Origin of the sequence: uncultured Hyphomicrobium sp. (assembly GCF_902826555.1) — a bacterium.
In the GTDB taxonomy this organism is placed as follows: Bacteria; Pseudomonadota; Alphaproteobacteria; order Rhizobiales; family Hyphomicrobiaceae; genus Hyphomicrobium_C.
The window spans coordinates 45487-58336 of the sequence record NZ_CADEFI010000011.1; the positions used below are offsets into that span (position 1 = coordinate 45487).

General features: G+C 63.8%; 12 protein-coding genes. 6 read left to right on the forward strand and 6 right to left on the reverse strand.

The genetic code is table 11. The features are described from left to right. Window positions 1-239 precede the first annotated feature (239 nt). Complete coding sequence (gene panC / locus QZV93_RS07120) at window positions 240-1055, forward strand: pantoate--beta-alanine ligase (protein WP_295557157.1); 816 nt, start codon at window positions 240-242, stop codon at window positions 1053-1055. Here the strand turns inward: panC and QZV93_RS07125 are convergent, their stop codons facing one another. Beyond that, a complete protein-coding gene (locus QZV93_RS07125) occupies window positions 1056-1991 on the reverse strand; it encodes a DMT family transporter (RefSeq protein ID WP_295557159.1) in 936 nt (311 codons plus the stop codon). Window positions 1992-2151: 160 nt separating this feature from the next. Then, a complete protein-coding gene (locus QZV93_RS07130) occupies window positions 2152-3321 on the reverse strand; it encodes a DUF6569 family protein (RefSeq protein WP_295557160.1) in 1170 nt (389 codons plus the stop codon). A 414-nt stretch (window positions 3322-3735) separates the two neighbouring features. Between QZV93_RS07130 and parE the strand changes: the two genes are divergently transcribed. Together parE and glpK are read left to right on the forward strand one after the other, a co-directional pair. Beyond that, window positions 3736-5706 (forward strand): DNA topoisomerase IV subunit B, encoded by a 1971-nt coding sequence (gene parE, locus QZV93_RS07135; protein WP_295557214.1) that lies wholly within the window; start codon window positions 3736-3738, stop codon window positions 5704-5706. An 18-nt stretch (window positions 5707-5724) separates the two neighbouring features. Beyond that, complete coding sequence (glpK, locus tag QZV93_RS07140) at window positions 5725-7218, forward strand: glycerol kinase GlpK (RefSeq protein ID WP_295557162.1); 1494 nt, start codon at window positions 5725-5727, stop codon at window positions 7216-7218. 29 nt (window positions 7219-7247) lie between these two features. Here the strand turns inward: glpK and QZV93_RS07145 are convergent, their stop codons facing one another. Next, window positions 7248-7466: a hypothetical protein gene (locus QZV93_RS07145; RefSeq protein WP_295557163.1), complete on the reverse strand. Its 219-nt coding sequence runs from the start codon at window positions 7464-7466 to the stop codon at window positions 7248-7250. Window positions 7467-7828: 362 nt separating this feature from the next. Between QZV93_RS07145 and QZV93_RS07150 the strand changes: the two genes are divergently transcribed. Next, window positions 7829-9613, forward strand: coding sequence for a hypothetical protein (locus tag QZV93_RS07150; RefSeq protein ID WP_295557165.1), 1785 nt, complete (start codon window positions 7829-7831; stop codon window positions 9611-9613). A gap of 15 nt (window positions 9614-9628) precedes the next feature. On the opposite strand, the gene QZV93_RS07155 is transcribed toward QZV93_RS07150, so the two are convergent. Further along, window positions 9629-9991, reverse strand: a complete 363-nt coding sequence (locus QZV93_RS07155) for a chaperone modulator CbpM (protein ID WP_295557167.1) — start codon at window positions 9989-9991, stop codon at window positions 9629-9631. Continuing rightward, entirely contained in the window at window positions 9988-10923 is a 936-nt protein-coding gene (locus QZV93_RS07160; protein ID WP_295557168.1) for a J domain-containing protein, read from the reverse strand. Before QZV93_RS07160 ends, QZV93_RS07155 begins: the two co-directional genes overlap by 4 nt. A gap of 269 nt (window positions 10924-11192) precedes the next feature. On the opposite strand from QZV93_RS07160, the gene QZV93_RS07165 reads away from it, so the two are divergent. Next, a complete protein-coding gene (locus QZV93_RS07165) occupies window positions 11193-11909 on the forward strand; it encodes a GntR family transcriptional regulator (RefSeq protein ID WP_295557169.1) in 717 nt (238 codons plus the stop codon). A gap of 34 nt (window positions 11910-11943) precedes the next feature. Then, a complete protein-coding gene (locus tag QZV93_RS07170; protein ID WP_295557170.1) occupies window positions 11944-12168 on the forward strand; it encodes a hypothetical protein in 225 nt (74 codons plus the stop codon). Between the two features lie 220 nt (window positions 12169-12388). Here QZV93_RS07170 and QZV93_RS07175 read toward each other — a convergent pair whose 3' ends face one another. Continuing rightward, on the reverse strand, window positions 12389-12607 hold the full coding sequence (locus tag QZV93_RS07175) for a hypothetical protein (RefSeq protein ID WP_295557171.1): 219 nt from the start codon (window positions 12605-12607) through the stop codon (window positions 12389-12391). Between the last annotated feature and the right edge of the window lie 243 nt (window positions 12608-12850).

Genomic DNA, 12850 nt, shown 5'->3' on the forward strand with positions numbered 1-12850 from the left:
TTCGAAGTCCGGCTCAACGCGCGGCTATGTCCCGAAGGGAGCACACCTGATTCTTCCGGCGTTTGCACTTTACCATGTGGCGCTTTGCTGTGGGTTGTACAACGGGCTCCGCAACGGTGGCCGGAAGGGCTCAGGGCCTCACACCCCCTTGACGCAGTGATCCGCTCAGCCTCACTTCACGCGCAATCGGCGGGCCCAATCGGCGGCCGGATGGCGAATCGGAGAGGCGGGTAGCGCACGTGGAGATCGTACGCACAATCAGTCATTTAAGGCATGCGGTGGGGCAATGGCGGGCGGCCGGCGATCGCGTTGCGCTGGTGCCGACCATGGGCGCGCTGCATGCCGGCCACATCGGGCTCGTCGGCGCGGCGCTTTCCATGGCGGACAAGGTGGTGGTGTCGATCTTCGTCAACCCGACGCAGTTTGCGCCGCACGAGGACCTCGACCGCTACCCGCGCGATGAAGCGGGAGACGTGGGCAAGCTCGCCGGCGCGGGCGCGCATCTCGTATGGGCGCCCGCCGTTTCCGAGATCTATCCCGACGGCTTCGCGACGCGCATCGTTCCGGAAGGGGCGGCGCTGCCGCTCGAAGGCGCGTTCCGGCCGCACCACTTCGGCGGCGTGGCAACGGTGGTGTGCAAGCTCATCCTGTCGGCGCTGCCGGACGTGGCGCTGTTCGGCGAGAAGGATTTCCAGCAGCTCGCCGTGATCCGGCAGATGGTGCGGGATCTGGCGCTGCCGGTCGCCATCCAGGGCGTGCCGACGGTGCGGGAGGACGACGGGCTCGCGCTCTCCTCGCGCAACGCCTACCTCAGCGAGAACGACCGCTACATCGCGCCCATGCTCTACAAAGCCATTTCGGAGGTGGCGCGCGGGCGCGATCCGCGGGAGGCGGCGGAGGCGCTGATCGCCGCCGGCTTCGCTCGGGTGGACTACATCGACGTGCGAGATGCGGAAACTCTGGCGCCGTTCGTGCCGGGCTCGGGACGTCCGGGGCGCGTGCTCGCTGCCGCCTGGCTCGGCAAGACGCGGCTGATCGACAACGTCGGGTTCTGATCAACTCGCCCGCTCGCGGGTGGCGAGCCAAAGGCCGCAGCCAATGAGCGCGATGCCGACGAGATTGTAGGCGTGGAGTTCTTCGCCGAGCAAAAGCACGGCCAGGATGGTGCCGAAGACGGGCACCAGATGCACGGTGAGCCCGGCCGTGTTGGCGCCGAGCAATTCCACGGTGCGGTTGAAGGCCAAGTAGGCCAGGATCGAAGCGAAGATCGACACGTAGCCGACAGCGAGCGCGGATTCGACCGAGACCGGCATGGGGCGCACCCACACGGTCTCGGCGATGTAGAACGGCAGTAGGAGCGTGGCGCCGAGGGCGAACGTGACAAAGGCAAAGCTCAGCCCTTGCACGGGCGGGCGCAAGCGGAGCAGTGCCGTATAGACGGCATAGCTCACGACCGCGGCCAGCATCCAGAGATCGCCACGCTTGAAGTCGAGGGTCATGAGCACGGCCGGATCGCCGTGCGAGATCAGCGTCAGCGCGCCCGCCAAGGATGCGGCGATGCCGGCGGCCTGCCAGCCGGTGAGCGTCTCGCGAAAAATCAGGAACGTGGCGATGACGACGACGATCGGCATCGCCGTTTGCAGCATGACGATGTTGATGGCCGTGGTGGTGTGCGCGCTGACATAGAGAAACGTGTTGAAGATGCTGATGCCGAGCGCGGTCAGCACGAGCATGACCGGCCAGTTGCGCGCCATCTGGGGCACGTCGCGGCGCAAGTGGGGCCAGGCGAGCGGGGCGATCAGGACTGCGGCCACGGTCCAGCGCCAGAACGCCAGCCCGATGGGGGGAATATGTTCGGCGATGGAGCGCGCCACAATGGCGTTGCCGGCCCAGAAGAGACCGGGCAACAGCATCAGGAACCGCGGCTCATCGGCGAGTGCGGCGAGCCATGTGCGGCGAGGCGCGGGCGTGTTTTGTTGTTGGTCTTGCATCGCTCGGTCTCTTTGGCCTCAAGCGGATCAAACTGCTTGGCACCGCAGATACCAGAGACGGGCGACGCGTAGATCACAAATCGTGTGCCAGGGCGACGTTTCGGCGCACGTGGAAGCGGGATCGCGCGTCGTGGCGCGCGATCCCGCTCCTCTTTCGCGTTTATTTCTTCAACAGGTTCATATGCAGCAATTCGCCGCCTTTCATGCGGGAGGCGAAGGCTTCGGTCTTCTCGCCTTCCGAGACCTCGAGATTGAGGGCGTCGTTGAGGGCCTGCTCGTGTTTCTTGCCGGCGTCGGCATCCTTGAGGAAGGCGTCGACGTCCGACTTGGTGGGCTGTGCGGCCTTGGTGTCCTCGCGCCGCGAGATGGCTTCGGTCGCCGCGGCGTTCAGGTGCTTCGTCCAGTATTTGCGGAACAGCGCGTTCGACGGGTAAATGTCGGCGCTCTTCAGCTCGCCATTGATCGCAATTACGAGGCCCACCACGTCGGCCTCGCTCTCTCCCTTGGGCTTCAGCTCGTCGATGTAGGCCGCCTGCGCCTTGGCCAGCTTCTCGTTTTCAAGCGCGAGCTGCAGGCTGGTCGGAGATGCCTCGGCGGCTACGTTCGAGCTCAAGCTCATGCCGAGCGCGCTCTGCATCCTGTCGACGTTGCGCCAAACCTCGCCCTGCGCGTCGGGGGCAGCGGGAGCAGCGGTAGAAAGTTGCTGTCCGACCACCGGCAGGGAATCGAGCGCCCTGTTGAGATTATCGACATCAGGTGGCGTCCGATCCGGGCTCCCGGCGTCAAGCGATTCGGAGGCAGCCGGAGCGCTCGCGGCTACCGAGGCGGTCTCGTATTTCTGGCCGAGACGCATGGCGCGCTTGCCCTCCAGCGAGGGCATGAAGCTCTTGGAGCTGGTGAAGGTGGCGACCTCCTCGTTGCCGCGCGCCGACCAACGCCCACGCTCGACGCAGTAGGACGCAATCGGCACGCGACCGGATTTCGGCGGAACGAGGATCGTGACCGTCAGCACGCGATCCTGCTGGCCGCCTTTGACGATGTCGCCGGCATGGACGAGCACGGGCTCTTCGCCGGCATTCTCGATTTCGAGCTCGCTCACCTGCTGCGTCTCGTGAACCTTGACGCGGCCTTTCTCAAGCGCCTCGTCCAGGGTCAAAGGGACAGGCCCCGCAGCAGATGGGCCCTTGATGAAGTAGATGGCAAGGTTTTCGTGCGTGATCGGCTCGGCGATCTCGCGCGCCTCGCCGGCCAGTGCGCCCGGCGCGGGCAACGCGAAGAGGAGTGTAAATGCGGGTGTAAAAAGGAACGGAATCAGAGATCGAGCGGTCATTCGTCAAATCTCCATCGATATGAAACTTTTGAAAACAACGTCGACGGATATTCCCCGTCTGCGGCGCCCGTGCGGGCGAGCGGTGACGGAACCCCGGCATTGTGGTGACCGGAACCGATTGAAAACGTGGCAAGTCGTGGATATCGCCGAGAACGCTTCCGGCGCAGCGAAGCGACTTCCGATGGGCGCCGGACGCAGCCGAAATCGTTCTCCGCCTGTGGCCGGTACGCACGCCCGGCTTGCCAAGCGTCGGCGGGCCGTGCCACCTCTCACCCGATACGACAACCCATAGATTCGGGCCCCGCGCTCGCGTCTGTATTGCGTTGCGCCGCCGGGCCACGCCTTTGCAAGGGCGAGAGGTGACGGCGCATGGCCCAATCGATCCGCGATCTCTTCTCGAGCCTGACACAAAGCATGACCGACAAGACCAGCCGCGCCCGCAAGACCAGCGACGCGTCCGAAACCTACACCGCCGCAGATATCGAGGTGCTGGAAGGGCTGGAGCCCGTCCGGCGGCGCCCGGGCATGTACATCGGCGGCACGGACGAGAAGGCGCTGCACCACCTGTTCGCGGAAGTCATCGACAACTCCATGGACGAGGCCGTCGCCGGCCATGCCGACTGGATCGAAGTGCGGCTCGACGCGGACGGGTTCCTCTCGGTGACGGACAATGGGCGCGGTATTCCCGTCGACCCGCATCCCAAGTTCAAGAACAAGAGCGCGCTCGAAGTGATCATGTGCACGCTGCACTCGGGCGGCAAGTTCGATGGCAAGGCGTACAATACGTCCGGCGGACTGCACGGCGTCGGCGTGTCGGTGGTCAACGCCTTGTCGGACACGTGCGAGGTGGAGGTGGCGCGCGGCCAGCAGCTCTACCGCATGGTGTTCTCGCGCGGCGTCGCGCAGACCAAGCTCGAGAAGCTCGGCTCGGTGATGAACCGGCGCGGCACAAAGGTGCGCTTTCATCCGGACGAGACGATTTTCGGCAAGGGCGCGCACTTCAAGCCGGCGCGTCTCTTCAAGATGGCCCGCTCGAAGGCCTATCTTTTCGGCGGCGTCGAGATCCGCTGGAGCTGCGATCCGTCGCTGATCAAGGACGATACCGCTGCGGAGGCCGTGTTCCATTTTCCGGGCGGGCTCAAGGATTATCTGGCGTCCGAGATCGCGGGCCAGACGCTCGTCTCCAAAGACATCTTCGCCGGCAACGTCGAGCGCGAAGGCAAGCACGGCTCGGTCGAGTGGGCCGTGGCGTGGGTCGCCGACGAGGACGGCTTCTGCCGCTCCTACTGCAATACCATCCCGACGGGCGAAGGCGGCACGCACGAGAACGGCTTCCGCTCGGCGCTCTCCAAAAGCTTGCGCGAGTTCGGCGAGCGCGTCGGCAACCGCAAGGCGGCGCAGATCACGGCCGAGGACGTGATGGGCACGGCGGCTGCAATGCTCTCCGTTTTCATCCGCGAGCCAGAATTCCAGGGCCAGACCAAGGACAAGCTGGCGACGCAGGAAGCGCAGCGCATCGTCGAATCGGCGGTCAAGGACGCTTTCGATCATTGGCTGACGGATAGCCCGCAGCAGGCGACGCGCCTCCTTGAGTGGACCGTCGACCAGGCCGAGGAGCGCTTGAAGCGCCGGCGGGAAAAAGAGATCGGGCGCCAGACGGCGACGCGCAAGCTTCGTCTTCCGGGCAAGCTCGCGGACTGCTCGATCCAGCAGGCAGCCGGCACGGAGATCTTCATCGTCGAGGGCGACAGCGCTGGCGGCTCGGCCAAGAGCGCGCGCGACCGCGAGACCCAGGCCATTCTTCCCTTGCGCGGCAAGATCCTGAACGTGGCCAACGCCTCGTCGGCCAAACTCTCGCAGAACCAGCTGCTCGCAGACCTCATTCAGGCGCTCGGCGTCGGGACCGGGGCCAAGTACCGCGACGACGACCTGCGTTACGAACGCGTGATCGTGATGACGGACGCGGACGTGGACGGCGCGCACATCGCCTCGCTACTCATCACGTTCTTCTACCAGGAGATGCCGGAGCTGATCGAGAACGGGCATCTTTTTCTGGCAGTGCCGCCGCTTTTCAAGCTCGCGCACGGAGCGAAGTCGTTCTACGCGACGACCGTGGAGCAGCGCGACGAGATCCTGAAGCGCGAGTTCGCGGCCAATGCCAAGGTGGAGATCAGCCGCTTCAAGGGCCTCGGCGAGATGAACGCCCAGCAGCTCAAAGAAACGACGATGGACCCGAGGAAGAGATTGCTGCTCCGTGTGGAGATCGGCGACGGAGACCGCACCGCGATCGGCGAAGCCGTCAATGCACTGATGGGCTCGAAGCCGGAAGCGCGCTTCCGCTTCATCCAGGATCGCGCCGCGTTCGCGAAGGATCTCGACATCTAGACAGGGCGGCCCTGAGCGATGACGCACATTATCGCGATCGATCAGGGCACCACTTCCACACGAGCAATCATTTTCGACGCGGCGCTGCACGTGATTGCCGTCGCGCAGCAGGAGCTGCGACAGATCTATCCGGCAGCAGGATGGGTCGAGCATGACCCCGAAGAGATCTGGGCGGCCGTCGTCGCGACGGTGCGCGAGGCGATGGAGACGGCCGGCATCGCCGCCGCGGATGTCGCCAGCATCGGCATCACCAACCAGCGCGAGACGACGATCGTTTGGGACCGCGAGACGGGAAAACCCATTCACAACGCCATCGTCTGGCAGGACCGCCGCACGGCGGACGCCTGCGCCGCGTTGCGCGCACAAGGGCACGAGGCCGTCGTCACCGAGAAGACCGGGCTGGTGCTCGATCCCTACTTTTCGGCGAGCAAGATCGCGTGGCTGCTCGACACCATCGAGGGGGCGCGGGTGGCTGCTGATGCAGGCTGCCTCGCGTTCGGAACGGTCGACACGTTTTTGCTGTGGCGGCTTACGGGCGGAGCAACGCACGCGACCGATGCGACGAACGCATCGCGCACCGCTCTCTTCAACATCGCGTCGGGCGCATGGGACTCGGAGCTGACCGGGCTGTTTGGAGTTCCTACCCGGCTTCTGCCGGACGTCCGCGATTGCGCGGGTGAGTTCGGCGAGACGCTGCCCGAGCTGTTCGGCGGCGCTATTCGCATTCTCGGCATCGCGGGCGACCAGCAGGCGGCGACGATCGGACAGGGCTGCTTTACGCCGGGGATGATGAAGTGCACGTACGGCACCGGCTGCTTCGCGCTGCTCAACACGGGCGCCGAGCCGGTACGCTCGCGCCATCGGCTCCTCAGCACGATCGCGTATCAGCTCGATGGGCAGCGCACCTATGCGCTCGAAGGCGCGATCTTCATTGCCGGCGCGGCGGTGCAATGGCTGCGCGACGGGTTGCATCTCATCGAGAAGGCGTCAGAGGTCAATGGGCTCGCGCAGAAGGCGGATCCGGCCGAGCAGGTGTACCTCGTGCCGGCGTTCGTGGGCCTCGGGGCGCCGTACTGGGATGCGGACGCACGCGGCGCACTGCTGGGCCTTACGCGCAATTCCGGCCCATCGGAAATCGCGCAGGCAGCGCTCGAGGCGGTCGGCTATCAAACCCGCGACATGCTGGATGCCATGCGCGCCGACTCGCCGGCGGCAGGCGACACGGTGCTGCGCGTGGACGGCGGCATGACGGCCAGCGACGTCACGATGCAGTTCCTGTCCGACATCCTGGGGGCGCCCGTGGATCGGCCCGTGGTGATGGAGACCACCGCGCTCGGGGCTGCTTTTCTCGCTGGATATCGCGCCGGTGTCTGTCCGGATCCGGCAGGGCTCGCAGCAACCTGGCGGCTCGACCGCCGCTTCACGCCTCAGATGGATGAGGCAAAGCGTGCGCGCAAATGGGCGGGTTGGCAGGCAGCCGTCGCCCGTGTGCGGACATCGCCAGGTGCGTAAGTGCGCTCGTAGTTTGCGCGGCGATTCGACTATGAATGCAGGAGCGTGTCCTGGATCGGGATGTTCGTGACCTCGGCGTTGCGGGCGTCGATGACCCGCAATGACCAACCCTGCCACCGGTCCGTCGCGGCTAGCTTGCGTGCAACGGATGCCGCGTGAACCTTCGCACTTTCGACATACTCGAAATCCTTGCCGAGATGGTCGATGTGAATGCTCTCATCATTTTCCAAATGGAAATAGTAGCGCATGGTCAGGCCGCTCTCAGTCCGATCGATTGATTGTGGTCCCCGGGCGAGCGCGCCGAAATCGTGTGCGCGCCGTTGAGCAACGTTCAGTACTTTGCTTGGGGAAGCTTGATCGCGCGGTCGCAAAATGGGCCCGGGGACACGTGCTGTCCCCAAGCCCTTACAAGCGCGATACGATGTAGCGAGAACCTAGGCGACAGCTCCGAAGGCCGGTAGTATGTCACCGCTACTTACCGTTACACCCGCGGGCGGGCGGACCGACCAACACCTTTTCCGACAAACGTTTTTCCCGGATTTTCAACTTTGGTCTGCGGCTCGTCGTGCCGCCTGCCCGCGCGGCCGGAATTTTGATCGGATGAAGGGACATGATTCCCGAGCGCGCCCTCATCGAACGCCAGCTCGACACGATTTTCGCGTCGGAGGACTTTGTGTCGGCGCCGAAGATGCGGTCCCTTCTGCGCTATCTCGTCGATGCGACGCTCGCAGGCGATGCCGAGCGGCTCAAGGGGTACACGATCGGCGTTGACGTGTTCGAGCGAAGCGCGGAGTTCGATCCCGGAACGGACCCAATCGTGAGGGTGCAGGCCGGACGTCTGCGCAAGCTCCTCGAAACCTACTACCGCACGAGCGGCCGGGACGATCCGGTGCGAATCGAGATCCCCAGGGGCGGCTACACCGTCTCGCTGCTCACCGGCCACGCCCAGCCGGAGGCGGATCAGGCCGGAACGGGTAATGAGACGGACCCCGTAGAGGCGGTTCTCGAAATGTCCCGACCCTGGGCACGTGCGGGTCATTTTCCGCTGCTCCTGCTGGCTGCCGGATCGGTGCTGGCGTTGCTCCTGTTCTTTGGGATTCGATCTTTCGACCGCGCCGGTGCTCCAGCCGAGATCGGCACGCAGGCGGCAGATCCCGCACCCGTAAGCGACGCCATCACGCTCGCTATTCTTCCATTCACGGACATGTCGCGCGACACATCGAATGCCTCTTTCGCCGACGGTCTGACGGACGCACTCACGACTGCGCTTGCGCGGGCAAAATCCATTTCGCTCGCTTCGCGCACGTCTGCCTTCCAGTATCGGGAGGCGACCGACCTTCGCCGCGTCGGCCGCGAGCTGGGCGTGCGCTTCATCGTGGAAGGCGCCATGCAGCGCCACGGCGAGCAGATCCGTATCAACGTGCAGCTCATCGATGCCGAGACGGATGCCCACATCTGGGCGCAGGAATTCAATCGAGTGCTCGGAAACGAGTTTGCCGTGCAGAGCGAGTTGGTCACCACGCTTGCGGCCGAGCTTCGCCCCCAACTCTACAATGCCTTCAAGCGGACCATGCGAGGCCGGCCCGCTCGACCGGAGACGGCCTGGCAGCTCTACATGCGTTCCACCTGGGTGCCGGGCGAGGCGCGAAACAGCCTCGCCTGGGAGAAGGAACGCGTGGCGTTTGCGACCAGGGCCGTCAATCTGGATCCGAACCTCGGTCAGGCCCATTCCGTGCTCGCCGACAAGCTCGCCTATCTCGCGACCGTGGACCCGCCTTCCGACACGGACGAAGCACGCACATCGGCCCAACTTCACGCACGGCGCGCGCTGGATCTCGCGGCGAGTGACGCCGACGTGCTCTTCAACCTGTCTATTCACTATTGGCATTCGGGGCGGATCGCCGAGTCGCTCGAGGCGACACGGCGGACGCTCGAGCTCGATCCCAATCACGTGCTCGCGCGATTTCTCGTGATGGCAGTCCCCTATACCTGCTCGCAAGCGCCCCAGGGGGTCATCGACAGTCTTTTGGCCTTCGATGCGAACCTCTCGCCCGACAATCCCGTGCGCTGGCTGACATGGCACTGGATCAGTCTGCTCTATCTCAACACCGGCGATTTTACGCGTGCGCTCGAGGCTTCACGGCGGTCGGATCAGGTTTTTCGCACCCCGAATACGACCTACCTCCTGGCCGCGCTTCTCGTGCAGAACGGAGAGACACAAGAGGCCATCGAGAAGATTGCAAACCAAGGCGAGAACTGGCCGAACCTCGACGCGCGCCACTATGCCGACGTCACCATTCGACGGCGCTGCAAGGACGCGCCTCGGGCCGAGTTCATCCACCGCATTTTCAGCGCTCTCGCCGATGCCATCGATGCGAACCGGCGCGGCGGCTAGGAGCGACTGCCGGCGTCAGCTTCCGGACCTGGTGCCACTCGACGCCCGACCGGCGAGAACAATCCGGGTGCGCGAGGTGATGGCCACCCTCACCTCGTCCGGTTGCTCCGATACCGCCGTCGCAATGGCGCGCAACGAATGGCGCGTCTGGTGCAATTGATCGACAAGAGACAGAACGATCGGCAAGCTCTCGTGCCCGAGGCCCATGCCGTAGTGCAGATCGCAGACCAGCCCGATGCGGGCCTCGTCGACATCGTCGAACAGGTAGCCGCCGGCATTCTTCGTCTGCGGTTGGATCAGGCCAAGCTCGATCCAACGGTGGAGCACACCGACTTCGAGCTGCTTCACGCGTGCACAAAGCTCATGTTCCGTAATCATGTCCGACCTCCACGTTCTTGCCGGGGATGCTGCGGATGGCGCGCCTCCCAGTCCGCCATGAAGGCCGCGAGCTCGTCGTCTGGGTTCTCCGGCGGCACGATGGCGAGCTCGATCAGGTGATCGCCGCGGGCGCCGGCCTTGTCGCGCGGCACACCCTTGTTGCGCAAGCGCAGCGCCGTCTTGCTCTTGGCGCCCTTGGGAACCTTGACGTCAACCGGACCGTCGACCGTGTCGACCCGAACCTTGGCGCCGTTCAGGGCCTCTCCGAGCGTGACCGGCAGGACGGAATGGACGTCGAAGCCGTCGCGGCGGAATTCATCGTGCGGCAGGACCTGGACTTCGACATAGGCGTCGCCCGGCGGTTCGCCACCTGATCCCGGGCGGCCCTGCCCTTTGAGACGCAGGAGCTGGCCTTCGCGAAAGCCGGCGGGGATCTCGATGTCGAGTGTCTTGCCGTCGGGCATCGCTACCGTTTTTCGCGCGCCGTTGATGGCGTCGAGGAATTCGACCGGGAGCGTGTAATGCACGTCGGCTCCTTGCGCGCGAACCTGTTCGCCACCGCGGCCACGGTTGCGAAACAGGTCGGCGAACATATCCTCCGCATCGAACGCGTCGTCGGCGGCGCCGGCGCCGAAGGGTGCGCGGCGGTGGTAGCGCATGTTGGGATCGGCCTCGGCGTACTCGCGATAGTAGCGCCGCTGTGGCATCTCCGCTCCGCTGTCATCGATCTCGCCGGCATCAAACCGCTTGCGCTTCTCGACATCGCCCAGGATGTCGTTTGCGGCCGCGATCTCTTTGAAGCGGCGCTCGGCCTCGGCGTTGCCCGGATTGAGGTCGGGGTGGGTTTCCTTGGCGAGCTTGCGGTAGGCCTTGCGGATGTCGTCCTGCGAGGCGCTCCGATCAACTCCCAGTATTTTGTAGGGATCCGCCATCACTTGCCACGAATTGAACGATGAACGCCATCGAACTTACAGCCTCAAGCTTCCGTTGGAGATTATTTTTTGCTTCCGCTGAAAAATACAGCTCGACGCCCTTTTCTGTCATTTGCAGGATAATAGTAAGCCTATGCTTTTCCGTGTTCGATAATCCACAGCGATCCTCATTCGACTGATGACTAGTAGTCATCGTCAGCAACACACCTTATATCCCTACCTAAGTCGTTTGCTTGCGTCGCTGGGCTAGCAATATCACGGGGGATAGCATGCCAAGTGTCGAAGCGAGGTTATTGGCGCGGCCGCTTTATATGCAGGTCCGCGATGTTCTTGTTCATCGTATCGCCGAAGGAAACTGGAAGCCTGGTGCATCGTTGCCAAACGAAACACTTTTGGCTCAGGAACTTGGAATCAGCATCGGGACAGTCCGCAAAGCCCTTGATATTATGGAGGATGAGCGGATTGTAACGCGTCGACAGGGGCGCGGAACATTTGTCAGCGATTTTTCGACTCAACCGCATTTGTTTTCTAGTTTTTTCAAACGGGACGGGGCGCCCGTGATTCCTGAAAAGCGCAGAAAGTCAGTATCCAGAATTTGCGCGAACGAAGAAGTCGCTTCGCGGCTCGGGCTCAAGATCAACGACGAAGTCATCGAGATGGAGCGCGTACATTTTCACGGCCAAAAGCCTTTCTTGACAGAAATAGCTAGGTTTCCAGCGCACCTGTTCAAGACTTTGCCCGAGGACATAACGCGGTATCGTATTTCCGTTCTGGCTCAACACAATGGCATCATTGTCGGCTACGCCGAGGAGGTTGTCACCGCCGCGCCCGCATCGGCGACGGATGCGATAGACCTAGAAGTTCCGGAGAAGACTCCACTGATCTGCCTGGACCGCATTGTCTACTCCGACCGTGGAGAACCGCTCGAATGGAGATTGGCTCGATCTTTCACGCGTCATGAGCGCTTCGTCGTCAGATATCAATAGGCGCGACATGCGCCTTCACCAGGACGAGATCTCAATGAAAAATCATTATGACTGCGACGGCGCTGCCGAATCCCAGGATTCCGTAACCCGAGATTCGGTAACTCGAGCCAGGGGGCTTGCACGCCTTCTCATCTATGCACTTTTGGACGCCACCGATCTGGGCTCGGGCCGAACAGCGAAGTCCGTTCGCACGGCGATCGACCAGTTGAAGGCGGAATATGGGCTCAAGGATCATGAGATCCTCCAGCACCCCGGCTGACCAAGCGCGATTATCCAAAGCCTCGTGCATAGCTGGTGCGCGACACCACTTGGCGTTTCAGCTCGGCGACGGGCGGCACGCTGGCCACGTCCATGTTCGGCCGGGTGAAACGCTCCTTCAGCCGGGTTCGTAGAGATGTCCGGCAAAACTCGGATCGCCGGTTTTGCGGTCGCTGACAAAGATCTGCACGCTCGTGCCCCGTCGCTCCGCCCGCTGCGGCTCATTCGCCGCTGCGGCGCTGCTTTCGCGCCCAGTAGATGGCGAAGACAGCGATCCAGAAGAGGAGCGCGGCGACATCGAGCAGCGTCGAGAGCTCGCGCAGGCTGCGGTTCCAAGGTTGATCGGGAGGACCGACGAGCGCGAGGACGCCGACGACGACGCCCACGGCCAAGCAGAGGCCGACGCCAATCCACGCAATTCTGACCGCACGTCTCGTCATGGCGGCGCCCCAAAACTCAGGCCGCTCCCGGCTCGTGGCTCGTAAGCGCGAGCGGCTCGGAGCAACCTAACACGATCGACCAGCCGGCGGAATCCCTCGGCCTGTCCCGGAAATTTGCGCCAACTTCCGCAAACTACCGACCGTTAGCGCAAGTGCCCGCCGCCGTGCCCGCTTGCGCCTCAAATCCGCCAGGACGTCCCCGGACAGACGAGACCCATGTCAAAGGCAGGTCACGAGCAAGGA

What these genes read in the sequence shown, in the direction of transcription:
- QZV93_RS07155 (WP_295557167.1), bottom strand. Translation starts at nt 9,991, where the DNA reads ATGATTACGGAACATGAGCTTTGTGCACGCGTGAAGCAGCTCGAAGTC.
- QZV93_RS07170 (WP_295557170.1), top strand. Translation starts at nt 11,944, where the DNA reads ATGAAAAATCATTATGACTGCGACGGCGCTGCCGAATCCCAGGATTCC.
- QZV93_RS07175 (WP_295557171.1), bottom strand. Translation starts at nt 12,607, where the DNA reads ATGACGAGACGTGCGGTCAGAATTGCGTGGATTGGCGTCGGCCTCTGC.
- QZV93_RS07145 (WP_295557163.1), bottom strand. Translation starts at nt 7,466, where the DNA reads ATGCGCTACTATTTCCATTTGGAAAATGATGAGAGCATTCACATCGAC.
- QZV93_RS07160 (WP_295557168.1), bottom strand. Translation starts at nt 10,923, where the DNA reads ATGGCGGATCCCTACAAAATACTGGGAGTTGATCGGAGCGCCTCGCAG.
- QZV93_RS07165 (WP_295557169.1), top strand. Translation starts at nt 11,193, where the DNA reads ATGCCAAGTGTCGAAGCGAGGTTATTGGCGCGGCCGCTTTATATGCAG.
- glpK (WP_295557162.1), top strand. Translation starts at nt 5,725, where the DNA reads ATGACGCACATTATCGCGATCGATCAGGGCACCACTTCCACACGAGCA.
- QZV93_RS07125 (WP_295557159.1), bottom strand. Translation starts at nt 1,991, where the DNA reads ATGCAAGACCAACAACAAAACACGCCCGCGCCTCGCCGCACATGGCTC.
- QZV93_RS07130 (WP_295557160.1), bottom strand. Translation starts at nt 3,321, where the DNA reads ATGACCGCTCGATCTCTGATTCCGTTCCTTTTTACACCCGCATTTACA.
- QZV93_RS07150 (WP_295557165.1), top strand. Translation starts at nt 7,829, where the DNA reads ATGATTCCCGAGCGCGCCCTCATCGAACGCCAGCTCGACACGATTTTC.
- parE (WP_295557214.1), top strand. Translation starts at nt 3,736, where the DNA reads ATGACCGACAAGACCAGCCGCGCCCGCAAGACCAGCGACGCGTCCGAA.